The following is a 24,064-nucleotide window of genomic DNA, read 5'->3' as shown; positions in this document are numbered from 1 at the left end:
AAGATGCAGAGGGGCAGGGTGCGGGGGGCGGAGGGGAAAATTCTTCTCCCTGCTCCCTTGCTTCTTCCCTACTCAGCACTCATTATTCAGCATTTTTGAGGGGCATTGGGCATTGAAAAGAGGCAGAGGTGCGGGGTGCTGCTCTTGCTGAGGGGAAAATTCTTCTCCCTTGCTCCCTGCTCCCTTACTTCTTCCCCAAGCCCAATGCCCAATGCCCAATCCCCAATGCCCAGTTCAATCCTGTTTTGTCCTCACCAGACTGTAAAAGAGATCAAGAGAAATTATATTATTCACTAGTTATATAATTTTTTGACCATTTAGATGTAATTAGTTCATGGAATCTTTATCATATTTATCCATCAACAACCAGATGATTTCTATATGATTTAAATTAAAAGTCCTATAAGTGTTTAACCATTTTCACATAATTAGTTCATGGAATCTTCATCATTTTTGACAATTAATGACCAAATAATTTCTGTTGAGGAAGCAGTAAAGTACCTGCAAGCCTCTGGAAAGTTGGGACAGTTCATTGGGGATATTCTCCGCCAGTACGTAATTGAGGAAGAAATCAGAACACGAAACGATATTGAAATTGGCACAGCAATAACTGAACAGTCAATTATTGACTTTAGGCTGAAAAATCAACTGACTGATCCCGAAAGTTTTCAAGAATGGTTAAAGATCAACAACACAGATTACGCTACATTTCACACATCGGTTACTTTTGGTTACAAGTTAGAAAGGCTAAAAGCTGTAGTAACGGAAACAAAAATCCAAGAATATTTCATTGAACGCAAAATTTTTTTGGATCGGGTAGTACTTTCTCGGATTGTTGTCAATAATCGAGAACTGGCAGACGAACTCCATACCCAAATTGAAGAAGGAGGTAGTTTTGAGCAACTAGCCAAAGAGTATTCACTTTCAGATGACCGAATTGTAAACGGCATGATGGGAATCGTCAGCCGAGGCAGTATGCCGGATATATTACGCGCAGCTATTGATGTCGCTAGTCCAGGACAATTGGTAGGCCCAATAGAAATCGTTGGCAAAGACTCTCCCCAAGGAGAAGGACCTTATGGTTTGTTTCGAGTAGAACAATTTCTGCCAGCGTCTTTAGAAGATACTCAACTAAAGCAAGTACTACAAAATGAGTTATTTGAAAAATGGCTAGCAGAGAAAATTCAAAAACTGACAGTCAAGTTACAAGTGAGTTAAAAATTCTGGATAATGAATCTTTACGATTAAAAGTTCTAGCTTCTTTGCCTTGGAATCAGCCACCGCTATGCTGGCTGACTCCCGAACAACAATCCCAATTAGAAAATGAATCCCAAGCCCGCCGGTATCGTCTTGGAGAAAAAATCTGGTCAAATGATGTCGGTGGTTATCAATTCTTAATTGTAGCCGGGAAAGTCCGCCTACGAGAAGAGGGCATTGGCAAACCAATAGCCGCCCTAGATGCAGGGGATTGGTTTGGCGACTTCCAAAAGCTGTCTGCGGATTTTAAAGCTGTAGCTGCTAGTAAAGAAGTGATAGTAATTTGTTGGGATACTGCACTTTGGGCAGAATTTTCTCACCCACAAATTCAAGAGTTTTGGCAAGCATTACCAGTACAGACAGAAGGAGAAAGGGAGACATTTTCCTTCTCTTCCACTCCTTCAGTAATATCAACCTCAGACGGAACTTCCAGCCCCCACAGCCTCCAACCCCAAAAAGGACTCCCAGCAGCCAATCTGATCGTTGCAAATTATCCCTTTGTTGCTAGTTGGAATACTGCTGCGGCGTGTTTAACAATGGTGGCGCAACAGTTAGAAAATTCTGTGCAACTGGAATGGGTGCAGCGCCAACTCAGAGGACAACGCCCAAAACAGGTTGTGGAAGCAGCAGAAAAATTAGGGTTAGTGTTGCGGCGGTTACAAGTGAGTTGGGGCGAGTTGCGGCAGTTGTCATTTCCAGCTTTACTGCTGTGGAATTCTGACTCACCCCAGAGTCCATCCTGGGTGGTGGCTTATGGAGTTAAGGGCGATCGCTTAATTATCGCTAATCCTCTCAATCCCGAAAGAACTTGTGAAAGCTTGCCACAGTCCATAGTTGAAGCCTCTTGGGATGGACAATTATGGCAAGTAGAACTCGTATCTCGGCAAGAAAAATTTAACCTGAATTGGTTCACCCCAGCAGTTTGGAAGTATAAGGGCTTACTCGTAGAAGTATTGTTGGCATCTTTTACCTTGCAGCTTTTGGGGTTAACAACACCCCTAATCACGCAAGTCGTCATTGATAAAGTGATGGTTCAGGGGAGTTTGCCGACTCTTGATGTCATGGCGATCGCACTTTTGTTCGTAGCCGTATTTGAGTCCGTACTGGGCATTCTCCGCCTATTCATCTTTACCCATACAGCTCGTCGTCTAGATTTGAGTTTATCAGCACAGCTATTTCGCCATCTGATGCGTCTGCCGTTAGCTTATTTTGAGTCCCGGCGCGTCGGAGACACAGTAGCAAGAGTCCAGGAACTCGAACAAATTCGTCAGTTTCTCACAGGTACAGCGTTAACAGTAATTCTAGATAGCATCTTTACTGTGGTGTATCTGGTATTGATGTTTTACTATAACGTCCCACTCACCTTTGTCGCCTTAGCAGTACTGCCGCTATTTGCCACATTAACGATCGTTTCAACCCCCATTTTGCGTAACTGGCTCAACGAAACTTTTAACCGTTCTGCCGATAGTCAATCGTTTCTAGTAGAGACAATCACTGGAATTCACTCCGTTAAAGCCCATGCAGCCGAACCAGTAGCCCGCGATCGCTGGGAAGGCTTATTTGCTCGCTTCATTCGCACAGGTTTTAAAGCCTCCACCACCTCCAATATCAGCAGCAACATTGGTGACTTTCTCACCAATTTGTCTACTATGCTGATTCTCTGGTTTGGCGCTAAGTTAGTCATCGAACAAAAGCTCACAATTGGACAGCTAGTTGCCTTTCAAATGCTGTCTGGCAGAGTTACAGGCCCACTTTTGCGTTTAGTACAGTTGTGGCAAAACCTCCAACAAGTGCTACTTTCTGTAGATCGCATTGGTGATATTCTCAACGTCTCCCCAGAAGCAGAACTGGGAACTGGTCTAGTTTTACCACCTCTGAAAGGACAAATTACCTTCGAGCAAGTATTTTTCCGCTACCGGCCAAACTTTGAAGCAATTTTGCGGGGAATATCCTTCAATGCCGAACCAGGGCAATTTGTCGGCATTGTCGGACGCAGTGGTTCTGGAAAAAGTACCCTGTCTAAGCTATTGCAACGCCTCTATCAAATTGAATCAGGACGTATCCTCATTGATGGTTTTGATATAAAAAGTGCCGACTTAGCCTCACTGCGGCAACAAGTTAGTGTGGTTCTTCAAGAAGACTTTTTATTCAACGGTTCCATTTTGGAAAATATCACTCTCGGTAGTCCCGACATTACCGCAGAGCAAGTAGTAGAGGCGGCAAGACTAGCAGTAGCACACGATTTCATCAGTCAATTACCCTACGGTTACGAAACCAATGTTGGTGAACGCGGTACTGCTTTATCTGGTGGACAGAGACAACGTATTGCCCTAGCAAGACTATTTCTTTCCCAAGCGCCGATTTTAGTTTTAGATGAAGCTACCAGCGCTTTGGATAGTGAAACTGAACAACAAGTACTGCAAAACCTACAAAAAATTTCCGCTAATCGTACCGTGTTCCTGATTGCTCACCGCTTTGCCCCCCTCAAACGTGCTGATTTGATTCTGGTATTGGAGCAAGGCGTAATTGCTGAACGTGGTACTCACTCACAGTTGTTGCAACAAAAGGGTTTGTATTGGTCATTATATCAACGTCAGCAAGCAAACATTTAACTAGCTTTTAGTTCATGTCTACTTGATATCTAAAGAATGGCTGAATAATAGACCACACGCTAGGGGCACAGTAATACTCATTGGTGTCAACTTAAAGTGAAAGCAAGTCTATAACCAGCTTTTAGATTGCCTCGTTCCCAGTCGGAGACTGGGAATGCTCGTCGTTGGGGCTGCTGCCTCTCTTACTGGCGGCAGAGCCACCAGGAGCAGCATTTCCAGCCGGAGGCTGGAAACGAGATTTGAAAAGGAGATTTGAAAAGAGTTTCATCTGAAGTTGACACCAATGAGCAATGCTGTGCCTTTACGACAAATGTGGTTTAAATATATGAAAACTGCTTAATTTGGTTACAAACTCGCCCATTGTTCCATTAAATTAACGTGAGTCTCCAAGGAAGGCGCAGGTTAACTACTAAGTAAATAACCAATCATTTTCATATTGTGATATAATTTCCAATCTTGGGAGTAGATATGTGTTAATACTAGCTTTTCTGCGCTAGGATGAAAATGGATGTTTTGTGTAGGCTGCCATAGAACTGCTTACATAGCACATCGCGCTTGTCGCACAACCTTTACGGAGACTAGAACCAGGAACAAATCAGCATGGTCAATCAGAATTTAACCGCTACAGAAATTGGATTCACTCACGAAGATTTCGCTGCTCTACTTGACAAATACGATTATCATTTTAGCCCTGGCGATGTTGTCCCAGGAACAGTTTTCAGTATAGAGCCGCGCGGCGCTCTGATTGACATTGGTGCTAAAACCGCAGCATATATACCTATACAAGAAATGTCTATTAACCGGGTGGATAGCCCGGAAGAAGTATTACAGTCAAACGAAACGCGGGAATTTTTCATCCTTACCGATGAAAACGAAGATGGACAATTAACCCTTTCCATTCGCCGTATTGAGTATATGCGGGCTTGGGAGCGCGTGCGACAGTTGCAAGCAGAAGATGCTACTGTCCGTTCTGGCGTATTTGCAACCAATCGCGGCGGAGCGTTGGTACGGATTGAGGGATTACGTGGCTTTATCCCAGGTTCCCACATTAGTACCCGCAAACCTAAAGAAGAATTGGTCGGCGAGGATCTGCCGTTGAAATTCCTAGAGGTGGATGAAGAACGTAATCGCCTAGTTCTATCTCACCGTCGGGCGTTGGTTGAGCGTAAGATGAACCGCCTAGAAGTCGGCGAAGTAGTAATTGGTACTGTTCGTGGTATTAAGCCATACGGTGCTTTCATCGACATTGGCGGCGTCAGTGGTCTATTACATATTTCTGAGATTTCTCACGAACATATTGATACACCTCATAGTGTGTTCAATGTCAATGATGAAGTGAAAGTTATGATCATTGACTTGGATGCAGAAAGGGGTCGGATTTCCCTATCTACCAAGCAACTAGAACCTGAACCCGGCGACATGATTAAGAACCGGGATTTGGTCTACGATAAGGCAGAAGAAATGGCTGCTAAGTATCGCGAACAGTTATTAGCCAAGCAGCAAGGTGCTACTGCTGCACCGGCTGCACCTGCGGAAGTTGTAGCAGACGAAGAAATTCCACCAGCAGCAGAACTTGAAGAAGAGATTCCACCAGCAGCAGAACTTGAACAAGAAAATTCAGTAGTTGCGGAAATTGAAAAGGAAATTCCAGCAGCTATTGAAGAGTAATAGATTTTTTATAGTTTTACTTATTTTTAAGTAAGAGTATCAAATCATTTTATAAAGAGGGTTTTCCCCTCTTTTTTTATGTGGAAAATCAGTAAAAATAAAGAATTGGCAGTAGTTAGAAGTTAAATATTATGGCAACCATTAAATGTAGAAATATCACTTTTGATAATATCCAGGCAATTTTGTTTGATAAAAACGGTACTCTAGAAGATTCAGAAACGTATTTGCGATCGCTCGCTCAAAAAGCAACAAGGTTAATAGATGCTCAAATCCCTGGAACTGGGGAACCCTTGTTAATGGCATTTGGTATCAATGGCAATTTTCTAGATCCCGCAGGCTTAATATCAGTAGCAAGCCGCCGCGAAACAGAAGTTGCGGCGGCGGCATATATTGCCGAAACTGGAAGAGGATGGTTTGAGTGCTTAAAAATAGCCCGTCAAGCTTTGGATGAAGCGGAAAAGTACATTGGACAAAGTGCTTCACCATTATTTGTGGGTAGCTTAGACTTGTTGAAATATCTACAAGAAGGGGGTTTGAAACTTGGCATCCTTTCAGCTGCGACAACTGAAGAAGTACGTAATTTTGTAGCCAATCACCAGTTAAGTGATTATATCCAGTTAGAAATGGGCGTAGATGAAGGGCCGAGTAAACCAGATCCAGTGCTATTTTTGCAAGCTTGTCAAGCTTTGGGAGTTGAACCGAACGCTACATTGATGGTGGGTGATTCAGTTGGTGATATGCAAATGGCGCGTAATGCTAAAGCCGCAGGTTGTATTGGTATCACTTGGGTAGGTAAGTCAGATAATGTCCGAGGTGCAGATGTAGTGATTAATCAACTTGATGAAATCCAGATTTTAGAAGATTAAACATCTCCAGAAAAGACGTAGAGACGTAGCAATGCTACGTCTCTACAAGGTTTTCGGGTGACGCATATTTAATTTGTCTATTAATTGATATGGCTGTTTTTAATTGCGTGAAGCAAAGCACGGCATAAATCCAGCCACCTATTTCAATTATAGAAATCGGAACAACGCACTGGCTCCCCTACACTATCTTGTTTTTGTACGGGTTCAGCATTGATTAATATTTAATCAAATTTTGCATTATATATAAATAGCGATCGCCCATTTTTTACCCTTATTTTAATTTCTGAAAAATTATTGATACATAAAGTAATATAGGATTACTATTTGATTTTTGAACAACACGTAGGGTGTGTTATCGCGAAGCGTAACGCACCATTTTCAAGGGTTTGGTGCGTTAGACTAAAGTCATAACACACCCTACAAATACTTAATTTTTTTCAGAAATCAAACCGGATTCCTATAGCTGCTTATTTGTTGGCATCATAAATCAGGGTTTTGCTGTTCATTTATGAACAAGCTCACCAGTTTTTCATTTAATATCAATAATTGAGCTTTAGGTGTAAGTTCCTGCTCTTTCAGTTGTTATTGCAATAGGTTCTGACTCAATATCATCTATTTTATTAAATTCTCCAGCCCGCCAGCTATCTGTTATATCCTTGATAAAACTGGCAATGGGGATCGCAATTAACAAACCCAAAACTCCTCCCAACTTTGCTCCTAGTAATAAAGAAATTACCACCCATACAGGATTTAAGCCGGTCAAATTGCTGAGAATTCGAGGTGCAATAATATTAGAGTTAACTTGGTCGATCGCAACAGCGACACCTAAGACTTCCACCCCTAACCAAAAGTTTTGCAGCGCTACTAACAAACTTACTATGGTAATACCAACTCCCGTACCAAAAGGAAAAAGTGAAAACAAGCCAATACCGATACCAAAAAGTAAAGCCAAGGGGACTTGCAGCGCTAAAAACACCAGCGTAATTGTCACCCCTAACACAGCTCCCAATGTTGCTTGACCGATGAAGTAATTGTGGAAATCTTCTCGCAGTAATTCCCGCACTTTGAACCCAATGTTAGGGGGAAACCACTGAAAAATTCCGTCCCAAAGACGTTCACCGTTCAATATTAGGTAGATAGTCAGCACTACCGCCAACAGTACATTGAGGACAATACCAATGGTATCCACAGCAAAACCAAGAATTCTACCAGTGAAGGATTGAAGTTGGTTAGATAATCGTTCCAGAACTTGGGTAAATAAACCACTTAAATTAATCGGAAGTTGCTGTTGACTTAACGCCCAATCTTGGAAAGCTTGTAGCTGCTGAGTACCAGAATCAATCCAACTGGGTAAAATATTAGCCAGTTCAACGAGCTGTTGAATAATCAGGGGAACCAAGGTGATACCTAAAGCTACTAAAACCACCAGAGTCAAAAGCAAAACTCCCCCGATCGCTAAATTGCGTTTTACCCCTTGTTCCTGAAGAAACTGGATTGGATAATTCAAGACAAAAGCCAGTAGGATGGCGGCGGCAATAATGCTAACTAAGGGTTGAAAATACTGTATAACCTGGATCAATAGCCAGCCGTTGAGTATGGCAACGGGAAATGCCAATCCGATAGTTAACCATCGCGGCAGTTTATTTGCTGATTGCATTAGTGATGACCCGATAAGAGTTCTAACTTTATTGTGGCTTCTAGGGAGTGGGGAGTGGGGAGATGAGGGAGTAGGGGAAGAATTATAATCAATGCCCCATGCCCCATGCCCAAATTACGTTAGATTTTTCTCAATAAAATCCAACATAATTTTCTGATGCATTGCCCCTAAAGGTCGGATTTCGCCAGCATTTTGTGAATAACAGTTACCTTGACGGATATCTTCGGGGGTAAATAACGCCATATCCCAACCCTCGTTAAGAACCAGTTGATTTAATTCCACTAAGAGTGGTGCATGAAAGACATGACGGACAACTCTTTCATTGGGATAACAGCCAAATTCAACAAAGGGTGGTAAATCATAGCCGATTTCTTCTAATATTTCTCGTTTTACGGCTACATCCGGCGTTTCACCAGGTTCGATGTGTCCGCCAAACAGCGCCCAGTAACCAGGATAGAGAATACCGGGGATGTTGTCGCGCAGCTGCATGAGAAACTTGTTTTTTTGATAGAGAATTGCGATCGCTACGTGTACCTGTTGATTGTTCATAGTTCATATATTTATTTTTAATTTAATTGCTGATTACTGTTCTTCTAAGTAAACTTCCCCCAATTCTTTGCCAGCTAAGGGAATACTTCGGTAGCGAATTTTACCCTTAATCACCACTTGTGAACCCTCACCCAGATTCTTTTGATTGGTAACAACCCAAATTTTGCCAGTTGAGTCACTAATTTTATAAGCCCACTGTTTGATCAGAGGAGCTTGCTTTTCTACCTGACCTTGGATGTAAACTATAGCCTGATTGTCTTGTTTTGGTTTAATTTCTCCAATTGGAGTCACATTTGTCCTAAATTTTAAGCCAGCCTTACTTAAGCTAGGTAATGTCAAGTTACCACAACTACAAAGTCCCGCTACGAGGAAACAAGTCAATCCTAAGCGGTAAGGAAAAATACTGTGCCCGTATAAGAATGAAAGGGGAAAATTTCTCGTTTTTTGCATGAAACCCACCGATTTATTTATTTTAGGCATGGGGCATGGGGCATTAGGCATTGGTAAAGAGGAGGCAGGATAGCCGAGTCCGCATACCCTTATAGGGAAGCAAGCTACGCTTTTAGCGTCTCGTAGAGAGCGTCGGCAGAAGTTCTTTAATTTTGAATTTTGAATTTTGAATTTTGAATTGATTTCTCCCCACTCCCTAATTCTTTATTCTTCAGATGATGCCGTTAATCTGAGAAAATAAACATTATGAATTTACTGTGAGAGAAACGCTACGACATCAAACAGCAACACAATAATAGTCAAAAGTCAAGATGCAATAATCAATATTTTTACTTTGGACTTTGGACAACAAGCGAATATAGCTGGGAATTTTTATGGAAACAAAAACTGCCAAACTCCTTGATGGTAAAGCAATAGCTGCAAAAATTCAGCAAGAACTTTCTGTCGCCATTACAGAATTACAACCAAAAATTGGACGACCTCCCGGTTTAGCAGTGTTGATGGTTGGTGACAACCCAGCGTCAGCCGCTTATGTACGCAATAAAGAAAAAGCCTGCGCTAAAGTTGGGATCGCCTCTTTTGGTAAGCATTTTCCTGCCCAAACTACCCTTGGGGAGTTAGAAGAGGTAATTGCTGCACTCAACCACGATGAACGGGTGGATGGCATTCTTGTACAGTTGCCCTTACCTAACCACTTGGATGCTGTGACTCTGCTGCATCAAATTGATCCCGATAAAGATGCCGATGGACTGCACCCAGTTAACTTGGGGCGACTAGTAAGGGGAGAAAGCGGTTTACGTAGCTGTACTCCGGCTGGTGTAATGCGGCTTTTAGAAGCTTATGAGATTCCTTTGCAAGGAAAACAGGCAGTAGTGGTGGGACGTAGTATTTTGGTGGGTAAACCGATGGCGCTGATGCTATTAGAAGCTGATGCCACAGTTACGATCGCTCACTCGCGATCGCACGATCTCAAAACCATCACCCAAAATGCTGATATTCTAATTGCAGCAGTAGGTCGTCCTGGACTAATCTCTGCTGACATGGTGAAACCGGGCGCAGTTGTGGTAGATGTGGGGATGAATCGCGTCACCGATGCTAATGGCAAAAGTCGCCTCATTGGCGATGTTGATTTTGAATCAACCGCTGATGTAGCAGGATTTATCACTCCTGTTCCTGGCGGTGTTGGCCCGATGACTGTTGCCATATTGTTGGAAAATACATTTGCCAGCTACTTCAGAGCGACAAAAGAAGAAAGAAAGTGATGAGTTAAAAGTTAAAAGTGATGAGTTAAAAGTTAAAAGTGATGAATTAAAAGTTAAGAGTTATTAACTCCTAACTCTTAACTCCTAACTCCTAACTCCTAACTCTTCATTTTTTTCAGCCCCACAGCACCTTAAAATTGTGACGTATAAGACAAGAATCCCAAAATGTCAGGAATTAAAGCATGGTAGCAACTGATAACGTTCAAAAAACACCACCAGAGGGAACCACATTTAACTTAGCAGCCTATCTCAAAGAGCGGCAAAAGCTTTGTGATAATGCTTTGGATCGGTCTATCCCAGTCATTTATCCAGAAAAGATTTATGAGGCGATGCGCTACTCGTTATTAGCTGGAGGTAAGCGTGTACGTCCCATTCTTTGCCTTGCTACCTGTGAAATGATGGGTGGAAGCATCGAGATGGCTATGCCGACGGCTTGTGCTGTAGAGATGATCCATACAATGTCGTTGATTCATGACGACCTCCCAGCGATGGATAATGACGATTACCGTCGTGGAAAGCTGACGAATCATAAAGTCTATGGCGAAGATGTCGCGATTTTGGCTGGGGATGGCTTGTTGGCTCTCGCTTTTGAATTTGTTGCCCTTCAAACCCCCCAAAGTGTTCCCAGAGAGCTAGTCTTACAAGTAGTTGTCCGTCTTGGTCGGGCGCTGGGGGCAGCTGGTTTGGTCGGCGGTCAAGTTGTCGATTTAGAGTCGGAGGGGAAATCAGATATTTCCTTAGAAACACTAAATTTTATTCATAAACACAAAACAGCAGCCCTTTTAGAAGCTTCTGTAGTTTGTGGCGGGATCATAACTGGGGCATCACCTGAAGATGTACAACGACTGACCCGTTATGCTCAAGATATTGGGCTAGCATTCCAAATCATCGATGATATTTTAGATATCACTTCTACCCAAGAGCAATTAGGTAAAACAGCTGGTAAAGACCAAAAAGCTAAGAAAGTGACCTATCCCAGCCTTTGGGGACTTGAGGAATCACGCTCAAAAGCCCAAGAGCTAGTTAAAGCAGCTTGTGTGGAATTGGAACCGTTTGGAGACAGAGCCAAACCACTCCAAGCGATCGCTCATTTTATTACCAGCCGCAACAACTAGTAACGCTTTGGGTAATTCGTAATTCCTACACCACAAGCGTTTCATTGATTGAAAATGGGTGGTTTATTCACGCTATGCTGTACTACACCGCCCAACGGAATTCAAAATTTACTCATTCAAAATTCAAAAAGCTGATCCATTAAGCTTTTAGGTGATTTTGAATAGTTGGTCTGTTTCCACCGTGATGTACTAGGTTAATTTGGGATTTTGGGTTGAATCTAAATGTTTCCTCAACCAACAACTGCTGCTAATATTTACTAACCTAACCAAAATACCATGCAGGACATAGGCAACATTTTAGACAACCGCGTGCTGCTGGTTGCTCTGGTAGCTTGTTTAATTGCTCAAGCATTAAAGCTCGTAATCGAAATCATCAAAAATCGCAAACTGAATATACGTGTTTTGGTAACAACCGGAGGTATGCCTAGTGCCCATTCGGCTCTAGTTACGGCTCTAGCTGCTGGTGTCGGGCAAACACTGGGTTGGGCATCTCCTGATTTTGCCGTTGCGATGATTTTTGCCGTTATTGTCATGTATGATGCAGCCGGAGTTCGCCAAGCGGCTGGCAAACAAGCTCGTATTCTCAATCAAATGATTGATGAATTATTTCATGAAAAACCAGACTTTAGCCAAGACCGTCTGAAAGAATTACTCGGACATACACCAGTTCAGGTAATCGCTGGAGCGGCTTTGGGTATAACCATCTATTGGTTAGCGAGGTCTGCTTATTAGTCAATAGTCTACAGTTTATTAACCAATGACTAATGACTAACCCTGTTTTGTCACTCTCGGAAAACAATAATCTCAGCCAAACTCTGAGACTTTGATCTCATCAAGGTTTGAGGCTTTATTTTCTAATAGAAACTAGAATTTATAGACAAAACGTGGAAATTAAAGCCCTGTAAGCATTTGGGCGATTGGATTCTCCCACTCTGACAAAAGAGGGCTAATGACTAATGACTAATAACTAATGACTACAACCGCACAGTTGAGCGCAGCAGAATCACCTTACGACTATCTACTATGCTGGCAACAAAACCGCCATTATTGAGCTTCTGTAATGTGTTGTATGCTTCACTTTGGTTAGTGGTATAAACTGCTAACAAGTAAGGGCGTTGTCCATAAGAAACAAAACCTACATTACCTCCCACTAGTTGCTGCACACTATTTGCTAGTTCTGGACGGTTGTAATAATCTACCAGCACTGCATAACCCTCTCCTAAAGCTTGAGGATTATAGGTAACTGTCTGCTGAGGTGGCTGTAGCCGTCGCTGTGGCTGTGGTTGTACCGCCTGCACATCTGGTGTTGTTGGTCGAGTGGTAATTATGGCAGACAAGCCAACAATATTACTGACATATCTTGCCCAACGATTGGCATCATCGATTTTGTTAAAGCCACCTACTCGCGTCACAGTTTCGTTAAGATATTTGCAGGTAATAGTTTTAAGTTCAGGTGGTAAGGCACTACGTAACTGCTTTTGATTATTCGCTGTGGGACTGACTACTAATAAAAGATACTCGCCTGCATTTGGTGGTTGACAAAGGGGAATGGTTTGTTGGGCAAAGACAGAACTCGTGCCACCAATCAACCCTGCAATTGCTAATCCTAAAACACTTGGTAAAGTCTGAAATCTATGCACAAAAGTTAGATTATGTAAATTAAGGTGTCTTAGAAGATTTTATAAAAATATATTTTGTTCCCCCAAAATAATATAGCACTTGTCTCTACATAGCAATTGATTGGCGATCGCCCTTTAGGGAAACTTTTGCTGCTGGAGAATTGTTGCGGTTGTTGGTTTTTTTTGGTGAGGGCATCGCGTTGCCACTGTGATGAGGAGTTTAGTCCTGGGAGAAAGCACACAATATTTTGGCGCGGATTCAAGAACTGCGGCAAGAGGTGAAAGTCGCTCCCTTAACTAGACCACAAGCGGTAGGGTCACAGCGTTTAGTAGACTTTGCGGCAAAAGGAGAAATTTACGATAAGCGTCTGTGGACACCAATAGCCGCAGCGACCGGTGCAGCAGGTAATACGACGGCTCTTGTGGGTACACCTGAGCAAGTTGCAGAAGCCTTACTCGATTACTACGATGCTGGTGTTACCACTCTATTAATCCGAGGCTTCGATCCGCTACAAGATGCGATTGATTATGGAGAGGTGATTTCTTTGGTGCGTGCCCAAGTGGCACGGCGCGATCGCCAAGCGGTTTCTGTTGCGAACTAGTTAGGGGTTGCTGAAAAAGAAAGAAAAGCTGACACTTTGAGATTTTCAGACAAAAGAAGTATATTCAGGTGCAAGACAAGGAGGTAAAATAGCCCAAAATACTTGCATTACATTGGATAAAAGCGACATAGAGTATTATTAGGCACTATGTACCGAAAAGAAGAATCAACTCCAATTCCACCGTCAAACTTTGAACTGCCATTTGAGGGAAAGTTGTCAGAAGATAATCGGTGGGTAATCATGGCTGATTTAATACCTTGGACAGAATTTGAAGATGAATATTCTTCTGGATTCTCCGCAGATATGGGAGCGCCTGCCAAGTCATTTCGGATGGCATTGGGGGCATTAATAATCAAAGAAAAGCTAGGAATAACTGACAGAGAAACAGTAGAACAAATTAAAGAAAATCCATACCTACAGTACTTCATAGGGATGTCATCTTATAGTAATGAAACTCCATTTGACGCATCAATGTTAGTACATTTTCGGGAAAGAATCAGTGCGGAGTTGGTCAACAACATCAATCAACAAATGGTGAAGAAGATGCTAGATAAAACATCTTCGATTGGCATTGAAAAAAAAAACCGAAGACCCTCTCTACGAGACGCTGCGCGAACGCGGACTCGAAGAACCTGCGCTATCACCAGAAAAAGAAGATCATCCACCCAAAAATCGAGGGAAATTAATATTAGATGCGACTTGTGCGCCTGGTGATATCAGCTATCCAACAGATTTAAACCTATTAAATCAAGCGAGAAAACAGACAGAAAGAATAATTGACTGGCTTTATGAACAGATAAAGGGAACATTAGAGAAAAAACCAAGAACTTACCGGGAAATAGCAAGAATTGACTACCTAGAAGTAGCTAAAAAACGTCGTGTATCTCAAAAAGATAGGAGAAAAGCGATTAGAAAACAACTCCAATATATTAAAAGAAACTTATCCTATATTGACCAGCTAATTGTAGTAGGGGCATCTCTGGAACATTTAACTAATAGACAATATAAGATGTTGCTGGTAGTCGCAGAAGTATATCGTCAACAATTATGGTTGTATGAAAATAAAAAGCAGAGCATTGATGACCGTATTGTAAGTTTAAGCCAACCACATATCCGTCCAATTGTCCGAGGAAAAGCGGGTAAAGCCGTGGAATTTGGCGCTAAACTATCTGCTAGTTACAATGATTACTATGCCTTTTTAGACCATATTAGTTGGGATAATTTTAATGAATCAGGAGACCTAAAAGCACAAGTAGAATCATTTAAAAACTACACTGGCTATTATCCAGAATCTGTTCATGTTGATAAAATTTATCGCACCAGAGAAAATCGAGCTTGGTGCAAAGAAAGAGGTATTAGAATCAGTGGAGTTCCTTTAGGAAGACCTCCAAAAAATGTGAGTCAAGAAAAAAAGAAGCAAGCTTTACAAGATGAGAGGATTCGTAATTGTATTGAGGGCAAATTTGGACAAGCTAAAAGAAGATTTAGTTTGAGTAGAGTGATGGCGAAACTTCCTCATACAAGTCTAACTGTGATTGCTATTACTTTTTTAGTCATGAATCTTTCTACTCACCTGTCACGGGTTTTTTGTGCCTTTTTATGTCTATTTTTCCAAAATAGACCTTTTTTAGCGATTGACATAATTGAACGTTATGATTTTGCCATCTATAGGCAACAAAAACTTATATTTGACCTTGCTTAAATAACTAGTCAACCCAAAAAAATTGCTTTTTTATGACTTTTTCAGCAAGCCCTAGTTATGATCCTATAAACATCTACACCTCAGTCGTGCTGATGAAGAAGAATTCAGAAGTCAGAATAATTCATTCTGAATTCTGACTCCTGACTTCTGAATTCTGTTTGATAAAGCTAAGGAAGAGTTTTAGTTGTGGAGACTCAAACCCATCTCGCCAAACAGATGAAATTTCCAGCTGCGGACGAGGAGGTAGGAGAGGGATAAATCGTAAGTCTTTGGTTGCAAATTTACTTAAAGTTCGTGTAGTTAAAAGTATTGCTGCACCAAGAGAGAAGAGTTTTAATTTTCCCCTCCGCCCCCCGGACCCCGCCCCTCTGACTCTTTTCAATGCCCAATGCCCAAATTATGAAACAGTCACAAGCGATGCCAATGCATCGGGTATTGCCTCAGAAGGAGCCTGGAATTCTCCTGTGATGACGTACTCTAAACGCAGTTTTAACCAAGTAATAAATTGGGGATTAGTAGAAATAATCGCCACTGCTGGTTGAGGACACTTCGCCTTTAGCTCTTTAAATTGTGGTGCTTCCAAGAAAGCTGGTTGCTCAACCAACCAAAAATCTATTTGTTTTTCTTGTTCCTGGTAGTTACGGGTGCGCTCTTTGAGAACTTCCTGTATTGGTTCTTCTTGGAGAAGAAAACGTTGACTAGCCAAAACGTAATGATATGTTTGCATTTTCATCCTTTGTAGTTACTATGTGAATAATTTAAGGGTACAGTGCTGCACTCTGTACCCTTATGAACTAACTTTTTTGGGATTTCTTGAACCAAGAACTAAACGGACAAGCACTTTTCTGATTTTCAGCTTTTGTCTGTTTGCCACCAGATGTTAGCTTTTCCAAGAACAGACTATTGTCAAAGTAGTGTTCTAAGGAAACAACCTTCAAGTCATCGGTAACTTTTGCAATAGTTATGCCGATAATTTCTACTGTTTCTCCAGTAGGTGCATAGTCTTTATATTCTCCTTTAAAATGTCCCCAATGCCGCCATTTGAATGTGACATTCGGTGGCCCTGAGTAAACTTCCATTACTTCCCAAGGAAATCCTTGGGGAAATGTTGTGTGGAAGAGTTTTGCTGATGATTCAAAGCTTTCTTCTGAAGCCTTGTAATACTCTGAATCAGCCATAAATAGATTGTAAGTACCTTGGGCTGATAAATCTGCTGCGGTGTATTCTACTCCGCCGTTGGTACTGACGCGAAACTGTTCATTCACAATAGATAACCACTGTTGGGGGTTAGATTTGAAGGATACCTCCATCTCTAAGGTTCGCACTAAGTTTTGCACGATCGCTTCTAGTGTACCTTCAAGGTGATTGTAGATACTTTCTTTCGCGAGATTCTCTTTTGAACGGGAATAATCAGGCGGTGTCTGATAGCGCCACTCGACATCAGTGCTTTCTGCTATCACCTGATCTCGATCCTGTACCCAAAGTGGCAGGTTGTTAGATTGTGTTGCGCTCATAGAAGTTTTTGCTGAAGATTTGATCCCAATTTCTAGATTTCGCAGTGACAACCCTCTTTGGGGGATTGGGAAGTAAGAATTTTAGATTTTAGATTTTAAATTTTGGATTAAATTTCAATCTAAAATCTAAAATCCAAAATCTAAAATTGAATAGCTCCATTCCCCCTTATAGCTTCTTTCATCTCGCGGACTGCCCTTTCTATTCCTACTAATGCTGCCCGACTGATGATGGTATGACCAATATTCAGTTCTTCCATGCCTGAAAGCGCAGCCACGGGATAGACGTTCCAATAGGTGAGTCCGTGTCCAGCGTTGACTCGCAATCCAGCTTGAATCGCTTGTTCACAACCTTTAGCTAATATGGCTAATTCTCGGTGGCGATTTGTTTCATCTTTAGCCTCAGCGTATTGTCCGGTGTGCAATTCAATAAACTGCGCTTGTACCTTGACAGATGCTTCAATTTGTGCTAGTTCGGCATCGATAAATAAACTAACTGGAATATTAGCGCTTTGCAATTTATCGACGATTTCACCTATTCTAGCAATTTTCCCGATGATATCTAATCCGCCTTCTGTTGTGACTTCTTCGCGTTTTTCGGGGACTAAAGTCACGTAATCTGGTTTGATATCAAGAGCGATCGCAAGCATTTCTTCTGTAGCGGCCATTTCTAAATTAAGATGCGATCGCACTGTTTGCCGCAATATCCGCACATCCCGATCTTGGATATGCCGCCGATCTTCGCGCAGATGTACTGTAATCCCATCTGCACCGCCTAGTTCTGCCAGCACCGCCGCTGCTACGGGATCTGGTTCTACCGTCCGCCGTGCTTGCCGGATGGTGGCAATGTGGTCAATGTTAACGCCAAGTGTAGGCACCCCAAGTTTCTCCCAAATCCACAGTCCTCAGAATTTGATTTTACCGGAAATAGTGGGAGTTTTGCTTGAGGAGCTACAGATATATCACGCAGGTTAAATGCAACGCCTAAAAGAAAACTGAGTTAGAAAAAGCTGGTTTTTGGGCAGACTACTTTAAATAAATAGCTGATTTCACAAGAGTTGATCGAGTTATGAATAAAGCAGTTGAGCCAATGGACAAGCTTTTTAACTACAGAATTAGTGAGCAACTTTATGCAGGCTCTAGAACCTTAGTTTATCGTGGAATTCGAGAGGCCGATCAACTTCCGGTTGTGATCAAACTATTTCAGCAGGAGTATCCCACCTTCAACGAACTGCTGTTATTCCGTAATCAGTACACGATCGCTAAAAATATTGATCTACCTGGTATTGTTCGTCCTTACAGTTTGGAACCTTACCGCAACAGCTATGCTTTGGTGATGGAGGATTTTGGCGGCATTTCCCTCAGAGATTGGATGAACAGGAAAATGGGGGATAACCAATATACTTTGACAGAATTCTTGGATGTTGCGATCGCTCTGAGCAATATTCTTGATGGACTCTATCACCATCGGATTATCCACAAAGATATTAAGCCTGCCAATATCCTGATTAACCCAGAAACCAAGCAAGTCAAGTTAATTGACTTTAGCATTGCTTCTCTTTTACCCAGAGAAACTCAGGAAATTTACAGTCCTAATGTCTTAGAAGGTACTCTCGCTTACCTTTCCCCAGAACAAACTGGGCGGATGAATCGCGGAATTGATTATCGCAGTGATTACTACTCCCTTGGCGTTACCTTCTTTGAATTACTTGCCGGACACCTACCTTTCCAGTCTAATGATCCGATGGAGTTGGTTCACTGTCATATTGCCAAGCAACCAGATCAATTAGGAGGCAGGGGGCAGGGGGCAGGGGGCGGGAGGGAAGAGGAAATTCCGCAGGTTCTTTGTGACATTGTGATGAAATTGATGGCGAAAAATGCTGAAGACCGCTATCAGAGTGCGTTAGGGCTAAAGCATGATTTAGAACAATGTTTGGAGCAACTGAAGAACACGGGTAGAATTGAGAGTTTCCCAATTGCCCAAAGGGATATTTGCGATCGCTTCATCATCCCAGAAAAACTCTACGGTCGCCAAGCTGAAGTTCAAAGTTTATTAGATGCTTTCGAGAGAGTCAGTCAGGGAAGCAGTGAAATTATTTTGATAGCAGGCTTCTCTGGGATTGGCAAAACTGCTGTGGTTAACGAAGTCCACAAGCCAATTGTGCGACAACGGGGTTATTTCATTAAAGGTAAATTTGACCAGTTCCAGCGCAACATTCCCTTCTCTGCGTTTGTGCAAGCCTTCCGAGACTTAATCGGGCAACTGCTGAGTGAAACTGATGCTCAATTTGAGCAATGGAAATCCAAAATTCTCTCTGCTTTGGGTGAGAACGGACAAGTGATGATTGAGGTGATTCCTGAACTAGAAAGTATGATTGGGAAACAGCCCCCTGCACCGGAACTTTCTGGGAGTGCGGCACAAAATCGCTTCAATTTGCTGTTCTTGAAATTCACTCAAGTCTTTACGGCATCAGAGCATCCATTAGTAATCTTTATTGATGACTTGCAATGGGTAGATGCTGCTTCTTTAAAGTTAATGCACTTGTTAATGAGTGAAGCTGATATTGGTTATCTACTTTTAATTGGTGCTTATCGAGATAACGAAGTCAATCCAGTACATCCGCTAATGCTGACTTTGGAAGAGATTCAGAAGTTAGATGCTACAGTCAATACGATTACTTTAGCTCCCCTTGAGCAGATTTCTATCAATCATTTGGTTGCAGATACATTGAGTTGCTCCCTAGCGTTAGCTGCACCGTTAACAGAGTTAGTATTGAGCAAAACCAAAGGCAATCCTTTTTTCAGTACCCAGTTTCTCAAAGCGCTACATCAAGATCAACTAATTACATTTAACCCCCCTCAGTCCCCCCTTACCAAGGGGGGAAGTCAAGGGGGGTGGGAATGTGATATTGCTCAGGTGCGATCGCTCGCTTTGACCGATGATGTAGTAGAGTTTATGGCAATTCAACTTCAGAAGTTATCAACAGAAACTCAAGAAGTTTTGAAATTAGCAGCTTGTGTGGGAAACAAATTTGATTTAGCCACATTAGCGATCGTCTATGAAAAATCCCAGCTAGAAACAGCCGCAGACTTTTGGAAGGCTGTGCAAGATGGGTTGATTATTCCTACCAATGAAGTTTACAAGTTTTATCAAGATAATTCCGAATTCAGGATTCGGAATTCAGAATTTCAGCAACATAGTTTTGCTGATTCCTGTTCTTACAAATTTCTCCACGATCGGGTTCAGCAAGCTGCCTATTCTTTAATTCCTGAATCACAAAGAAAAGCAACTCATCTCAAAATCGGGCAATTACTTTTAAGCAATACACCAATTGAAGACCTTGAAGCCAAGATTTTTGATATTGTTAATCAGTTAAATGAGGGAATTGATATAATTGATGAACAATCCCAAAAATATGAATTGGCTCAACTGAATCTAATTGCTGGGAAAAAAGCCAAGGCTTCTACTGCTTATCGAGCAGCCGTGAAATATTTTACATTAGGCAGAGAATTACTAATAGAGGAAAGTTGGATAACTAATTATCAGCTAACGTTTGAATTATATCGAGAATCTGCGGAATGCGAATATCTAACTGGCAACTTTAATCAAGCAGAGACATTATTCAATCTCGCTTTAAATCATAGCCAAGATAAGTTTGAAAAAGCAGATATTTATGGAATTCAGATGTACCTGAAAATGACTCAGGGCGAAAATATCGAAGCTGGCTTTAAAGCTGGGCTAAAAGGTTTGAGCATCATGGGAATGCCTTTGCCTGTGACTTCTGAAGAACAGCAAACTGCCATCGAAACTGAACTTCAAGAATTAAAGACTAAACTTCAAACAGTTCAGATAGCAGATTTATTCGATTTACCTGAGATGACAGATCCAGAGAAGAAGGTCTGCATGGGTCTTTTAGCTGATGTTTGGGCAGCCGCTTATATGGGAGGAGATCAACATCTTAGTTGCTTGGCTCCTTTATTAATGGTCGGTTTATCGTTGAAATATGGGAATGCAGAAAGCTCTGGTTTTGCTTACTGTCTATATGGAATGAATCTGGCAAATCAAGGAAACTATCAAACTGCATATCAGTTTGGTACATTAGCACTAAAACTCGATCGTCACTTCAATAGTACCCAATTTATTTTTAAGACGAATAATATCTTTGCACACACGATTAATCCCTATAATCAGCATTTAAAAACAAATTTGTCACTCTCACAGCAATCATTCCAAGTATGTCAAGAAACTGGAAATTTGGTGTTTGGTGTTTGGGCAGTTTCATTTCTGATTTGGGCGATGTTAATTAAGGGCGATCGCCTCTCAGATGTCTACGCGGAAACTGAGAAATATCTCAGCTATGTACAGCAGGTAAATGATACAAATATGCTGTATGCGTTTACTTTACAGAGGCAGTTTCTACTAAACTTGCAAGATATATCTCAAAGTACCGATTTATTAGATGATTACAAGAGCGAAGATATTCCCTACATAGAAGTTTGGAGGCAGAAGAATAACTTTGAGCATGGAATTAATTGGTACTGCTTTCTCAAAATTCAATTGTCGTACCTTTATGCTCGTTATGAAGATGCTGTAAAAGCGGCAGAAGAAGCTGATAAAACTCTTGCTGCCAACTCTGGCTTTTTTCCAATTATTCAGTATCATTTTTATTATCCCCTCAGCTTGGTAGCTCTCTATCCCAATGCAACATTAGAGAAGAAAAAACAGTATTGGGATATTATTCGAGAGCATCAACAAACCCAGAAAAACTGGGCGAATAATTGCCCAAAAAACTTTCTACATCGATATCTATTGTTATCTGCGGAAATAGCAAGAATTTCTGGCAAGTATATGGATGCAATTGAATCATACGATCGCGCCATTGCCAAAGCCAAAGAAAACGAATACCTCAATGAAGAAGCTCTCGCCAACGAACTCGCAGCGAAGTTTTATTTAGAATGGGATAAAGAACGCATTGCCCAAGAGTATTTGATTAATGCTTACTATTGTTACACTCGCTGGGGCGCTAAAACTAAAGTTGATGAACTAGAAGAGCGTTATCCACAATTGCTAGCTCCCATCTTACAACAGACGCGTTCACGAAGCGACTCTGAAAGAGTATCACCATTCACACCCAATGAGACGATCGCCAAGATTGACCGCATTGCTACCTTACACCCAAGTCTTAATAAATCAGTAACTTCTAGCAGTAGTGCATCAGTAATGCTAGATTTGGCAGCAGTTCTCAAAGCCTCTCAGACTCTTTCTAGTGAAATCGAACTAGATAAATTACTTACGAAGCTGTTGCAAGTGGTGATTGAAAATGCAGGTGCAGATAAGTGTGCGTTACTACTTCTTAAAGAAGATAGATTGCTAATTGAGGCCACTGCCAAAGTTGGGCAACAATCAACCGTTCTACAGTCCATTTTTGTGGAAGACAGCGCAGACGTTCCCCATAGCCTAATTTACACCGTCAAACGCAGCCTACAACCTACCGTCATCATTAATGCAACAGTGTATCCGGCGCTAATAGCCGATCCCTATATCATTCGTCAGCAACCCAAAAGCTTGCTGTGTACGCCGATTTTGCATCAAGGCAAACTATTGGGAATTTTGTATTTAGAAAACAATCTTACTACAGGGGCATTTACAAGCGATCGCGTTGAAATTCTCAATCTATTATGTACTCAAGCTGCAATCTCCCTAGAAAATGCCCGACTTTATCAGCAAGCACAAGATACCCTCGAAAATCTTGGACAGACTGAAGAATGCTTGCGGTTAATTATCGACAATATCCCCCAGTATGTTTTTTGGAAAGACCGCAATAGTGTTTATTTAGGATGTAACCAGAAATTTGCTCAAATTTCTGGTGTAGGAGTGCCAGAAAATGTTATTGGTAAAACAGACTACGACCTTCCCTGGATTCGGGGAAAATCAGATTATTATGTAGAGCGCGATCGCCGCATTTTGGAATCTGGACAAGCTGAACTCAACATTATTGAAACCATCCAAAAAGTAGACGAAAAACAAACATGGTCGAATACAAATAAAATTCCCTTACGAGATAGAGAAGGAAATATTTTTGGCATTCTTGGCACGTCTGAAGACATCACCGAACGCCATGAAGCACAACAATTGTTACAACAGCAAAAGCAACAATTAGAACAAGCTTTGCAAGAACTCCAAACAATGCAATTACAATTGGTGCAAGGTGAAAAAATGTCTGCCCTTGGTAATTTGGTAGCAGGTGTTGCCCATGAAATCAATAATCCTGTGGGTTTTATTGCTGGCAACTTAGAACCAGCCAAAAATTATGTCAGAGATTTGTTTGCACTAATTAACCTTTATCAAAAGAAATTTCCTAATCCTGGTTCAGATATTCAAGATGAAATTGATGCCATCGATTTGAATTATTTACGCGAAGATTTACCTAAATTGCTAGACTCGATGAAATTGGGTGTTAGCCGTATCCGCAGTATTAGTACCAGTTTGCGAACCTTCTCCCGCGCCGATAAGGATTATAAAGTTCCCTTTGATATTCACGAAGGCATTGACAGCACTATTCTGATTCTCAGACACCGTTTAAAAGCTAACGAAAACCGTCCCGCGATTGAGGTGGTTAGGAATTATGGCAAACTCCCCCTCGTAGAATGCTTTGCTGGACAACTTAATCAGGTGTTTATGAACTTATTAGCAAATGCCATTGATGCACTTGAACAATACAATTCAGAGCATAGTTTGGAAGCGATTCTCGCTAACCCCAATTGCATCACTATTGAAACTCGTTTAGCAGACTCAGGTCAGTACATTTTGATTAAGATTGCTGATAATGGTGTAGGAATGTCACCAGAGGTTAAACAAAAAGTATTTGACCATTTATTCACCACCAAACCTGTAGGAAAAGGCACTGGATTAGGATTAGCGATCGCTCGTCAAATTGTGGTGGAAGCACATGGCGGTTCACTCTCCTGCACTTCCGAACTTGGAAAAGGTACAGAGTTTGTTATTCAAATATCTACTTAACAACAATAATGAGTTTTGAGTTTTGAGTTTTGTTAGTGGTGCGTTTAGCCAGTGCTAAGTACAACATTTCATTAATTCATAGCGAATTGACTTTGGCAAAACTCTGCGTACCTCTGTGTTCCTCTGCGTTTAAAAAAAGTTACGAACTTATGCAAAGCTGTACTAAGTAATTT

The 24,064-nt window shown here is 41.6% G+C and carries 18 protein-coding genes; 10 read left to right on the top strand and 8 right to left on the bottom strand.

Going from position 1 to position 24,064, the window contains the following annotated elements:
• Positions 1-435: 435 nt before the first annotated feature.
• Both V7K76_RS05390 and V7K76_RS05385 read left to right on the top strand, forming a co-directional pair.
• Complete coding sequence (locus tag V7K76_RS05390) at positions 436-1,218, top strand: peptidylprolyl isomerase (protein WP_334774864.1); 783 nt, start codon at positions 436-438, stop codon at positions 1,216-1,218.
• The gene (locus tag V7K76_RS05385) at positions 1,167-3,869 is read left to right on the top strand and encodes a type I secretion system permease/ATPase (RefSeq protein ID WP_334774865.1); all 2,703 of its coding nucleotides are present in this window, start codon (positions 1,167-1,169) and stop codon (positions 3,867-3,869) included. The genes V7K76_RS05390 and V7K76_RS05385 overlap by 52 nt, the downstream gene beginning before the upstream one ends.
• A 121-nt stretch (positions 3,870-3,990) precedes the next feature.
• Here V7K76_RS05385 and V7K76_RS05380 read toward each other — a convergent pair whose 3' ends face one another.
• Positions 3,991-4,137, bottom strand: a complete 147-nt coding sequence (locus V7K76_RS05380) for a hypothetical protein (protein WP_334774866.1) — start codon at positions 4,135-4,137, stop codon at positions 3,991-3,993.
• A 332-nt stretch (positions 4,138-4,469) separates the two neighbouring features.
• Here V7K76_RS05380 and V7K76_RS05375 point away from each other — a divergent pair, with 332 nt between their 5' ends.
• The gene (locus V7K76_RS05375; protein ID WP_334774867.1) at positions 4,470-5,537 is read left to right on the top strand and encodes a 30S ribosomal protein S1; all 1,068 of its coding nucleotides are present in this window, start codon (positions 4,470-4,472) and stop codon (positions 5,535-5,537) included.
• A 131-nt stretch (positions 5,538-5,668) separates the two neighbouring features.
• Positions 5,669-6,403, top strand: coding sequence for an HAD family hydrolase (locus tag V7K76_RS05370; RefSeq protein ID WP_334953834.1), 735 nt, complete (start codon positions 5,669-5,671; stop codon positions 6,401-6,403).
• A gap of 553 nt (positions 6,404-6,956) precedes the next feature.
• On the opposite strand, the gene V7K76_RS05365 is transcribed toward V7K76_RS05370, so the two are convergent.
• The 3 genes from V7K76_RS05365 to V7K76_RS05355 all read right to left on the bottom strand — a co-directional run bounded on the left by V7K76_RS05365 (position 6,957) and on the right by V7K76_RS05355 (position 9,089).
• On the bottom strand, positions 6,957-8,000 hold the full coding sequence (locus V7K76_RS05365) for an AI-2E family transporter (protein ID WP_442936264.1): 1,044 nt from the start codon (positions 7,998-8,000) through the stop codon (positions 6,957-6,959).
• Positions 8,001-8,174: 174 nt separating this feature from the next.
• A complete protein-coding gene (locus V7K76_RS05360) occupies positions 8,175-8,609 on the bottom strand; it encodes an NUDIX hydrolase (protein ID WP_334774870.1) in 435 nt (144 codons plus the stop codon).
• 33 nt (positions 8,610-8,642) lie between these two features.
• Positions 8,643-9,089: a hypothetical protein gene (locus V7K76_RS05355; RefSeq protein ID WP_334774871.1), complete on the bottom strand. Its 447-nt coding sequence runs from the start codon at positions 9,087-9,089 to the stop codon at positions 8,643-8,645.
• A gap of 344 nt (positions 9,090-9,433) precedes the next feature.
• On the opposite strand from V7K76_RS05355, the gene folD reads away from it, so the two are divergent.
• From folD to V7K76_RS05340, 3 genes are all read left to right on the top strand, one after another.
• Positions 9,434-10,321 (top strand): bifunctional methylenetetrahydrofolate dehydrogenase/methenyltetrahydrofolate cyclohydrolase FolD, encoded by an 888-nt coding sequence (folD, locus tag V7K76_RS05350; RefSeq protein ID WP_334774872.1) that lies wholly within the window; start codon positions 9,434-9,436, stop codon positions 10,319-10,321.
• Between the two features lie 182 nt (positions 10,322-10,503).
• Positions 10,504-11,436 carry a geranylgeranyl diphosphate synthase CrtE gene (gene crtE, locus V7K76_RS05345; protein WP_334774873.1) on the top strand — a complete coding sequence of 311 codons (933 nt, stop codon included), beginning with the start codon at positions 10,504-10,506 and terminating at the stop codon, positions 11,434-11,436.
• 276 nt (positions 11,437-11,712) lie between these two features.
• Positions 11,713-12,168 carry a divergent PAP2 family protein gene (locus tag V7K76_RS05340; protein WP_334774874.1) on the top strand — a complete coding sequence of 152 codons (456 nt, stop codon included), beginning with the start codon at positions 11,713-11,715 and terminating at the stop codon, positions 12,166-12,168.
• A gap of 242 nt (positions 12,169-12,410) precedes the next feature.
• On the opposite strand, the gene V7K76_RS05335 is transcribed toward V7K76_RS05340, so the two are convergent.
• A complete protein-coding gene (locus tag V7K76_RS05335) occupies positions 12,411-13,076 on the bottom strand; it encodes a hypothetical protein (RefSeq protein WP_334774875.1) in 666 nt (221 codons plus the stop codon).
• Positions 13,077-13,303: 227 nt separating this feature from the next.
• Here V7K76_RS05335 and V7K76_RS05330 point away from each other — a divergent pair, with 227 nt between their 5' ends.
• Together V7K76_RS05330 and V7K76_RS05325 are read left to right on the top strand one after the other, a co-directional pair.
• Positions 13,304-13,657, top strand: a complete 354-nt coding sequence (locus tag V7K76_RS05330) for an LLM class flavin-dependent oxidoreductase (protein ID WP_442936262.1) — start codon at positions 13,304-13,306, stop codon at positions 13,655-13,657.
• A gap of 147 nt (positions 13,658-13,804) precedes the next feature.
• Positions 13,805-15,359 (top strand): IS5 family transposase gene (locus tag V7K76_RS05325; protein ID WP_442936261.1). Its coding sequence is split into 2 segments (ribosomal slippage): positions 13,805-14,218 and positions 14,220-15,359, totalling 1,554 coding nucleotides; the frame shifts between segments, so codons are not numbered across the junction.
• 397 nt (positions 15,360-15,756) lie between these two features.
• Here V7K76_RS05325 and V7K76_RS05320 read toward each other — a convergent pair.
• From V7K76_RS05320 to V7K76_RS05310, 3 genes are all read right to left on the bottom strand, one after another.
• Entirely contained in the window at positions 15,757-16,086 is a 330-nt protein-coding gene (locus tag V7K76_RS05320) for an MgPME-cyclase complex family protein (protein ID WP_334774877.1), read from the bottom strand.
• Between the two features lie 67 nt (positions 16,087-16,153).
• Positions 16,154-16,873: a SnoaL-like polyketide cyclase gene (locus V7K76_RS05315; RefSeq protein WP_334774878.1), complete on the bottom strand. Its 720-nt coding sequence runs from the start codon at positions 16,871-16,873 to the stop codon at positions 16,154-16,156.
• A gap of 140 nt (positions 16,874-17,013) precedes the next feature.
• Positions 17,014-17,748 carry a pyridoxine 5'-phosphate synthase gene (locus tag V7K76_RS05310; RefSeq protein ID WP_334774879.1) on the bottom strand — a complete coding sequence of 245 codons (735 nt, stop codon included), beginning with the start codon at positions 17,746-17,748 and terminating at the stop codon, positions 17,014-17,016.
• Positions 17,749-17,939: 191 nt separating this feature from the next.
• Here V7K76_RS05310 and V7K76_RS05305 point away from each other — a divergent pair, with 191 nt between their 5' ends.
• Complete coding sequence (locus V7K76_RS05305; protein WP_334774880.1) at positions 17,940-23,891, top strand: trifunctional serine/threonine-protein kinase/ATP-binding protein/sensor histidine kinase; 5,952 nt, start codon at positions 17,940-17,942, stop codon at positions 23,889-23,891.
• Positions 23,892-24,064: the final 173 nt, after the last annotated feature.

Source organism: Nostoc sp. (assembly GCF_036917975.1).
Classification (GTDB): domain Bacteria; phylum Cyanobacteriota; class Cyanobacteriia; order Cyanobacteriales; family Nostocaceae; genus Nostoc.
The sequence above is the reverse complement of the archived record's forward strand: the minus strand, read 5'-3'. Positions and strand labels throughout refer to the sequence as shown.

What these genes read in the sequence shown, in the direction of transcription:
- V7K76_RS05390 (WP_334774864.1), top strand. Translation starts at nt 436, where the DNA reads ATGGAATCTTCATCATTTTTGACAATTAATGACCAAATAATTTCTGTT.
- V7K76_RS05385 (WP_334774865.1), top strand. Translation starts at nt 1,167, where the DNA reads ATGGCTAGCAGAGAAAATTCAAAAACTGACAGTCAAGTTACAAGTGAG.
- V7K76_RS05380 (WP_334774866.1), bottom strand. Translation starts at nt 4,137, where the DNA reads ATGAAACTCTTTTCAAATCTCCTTTTCAAATCTCGTTTCCAGCCTCCG.
- V7K76_RS05375 (WP_334774867.1), top strand. Translation starts at nt 4,470, where the DNA reads ATGGTCAATCAGAATTTAACCGCTACAGAAATTGGATTCACTCACGAA.
- V7K76_RS05370 (WP_334953834.1), top strand. Translation starts at nt 5,669, where the DNA reads ATGGCAACCATTAAATGTAGAAATATCACTTTTGATAATATCCAGGCA.
- V7K76_RS05360 (WP_334774870.1), bottom strand. Translation starts at nt 8,609, where the DNA reads ATGAACAATCAACAGGTACACGTAGCGATCGCAATTCTCTATCAAAAA.
- V7K76_RS05355 (WP_334774871.1), bottom strand. Translation starts at nt 9,089, where the DNA reads ATGCCTAAAATAAATAAATCGGTGGGTTTCATGCAAAAAACGAGAAAT.
- folD (WP_334774872.1), top strand. Translation starts at nt 9,434, where the DNA reads ATGGAAACAAAAACTGCCAAACTCCTTGATGGTAAAGCAATAGCTGCA.
- crtE (WP_334774873.1), top strand. Translation starts at nt 10,504, where the DNA reads ATGGTAGCAACTGATAACGTTCAAAAAACACCACCAGAGGGAACCACA.
- V7K76_RS05340 (WP_334774874.1), top strand. Translation starts at nt 11,713, where the DNA reads ATGCAGGACATAGGCAACATTTTAGACAACCGCGTGCTGCTGGTTGCT.
- V7K76_RS05320 (WP_334774877.1), bottom strand. Translation starts at nt 16,086, where the DNA reads ATGCAAACATATCATTACGTTTTGGCTAGTCAACGTTTTCTTCTCCAA.
- V7K76_RS05315 (WP_334774878.1), bottom strand. Translation starts at nt 16,873, where the DNA reads ATGAGCGCAACACAATCTAACAACCTGCCACTTTGGGTACAGGATCGA.
- V7K76_RS05305 (WP_334774880.1), top strand. Translation starts at nt 17,940, where the DNA reads ATGAATAAAGCAGTTGAGCCAATGGACAAGCTTTTTAACTACAGAATT.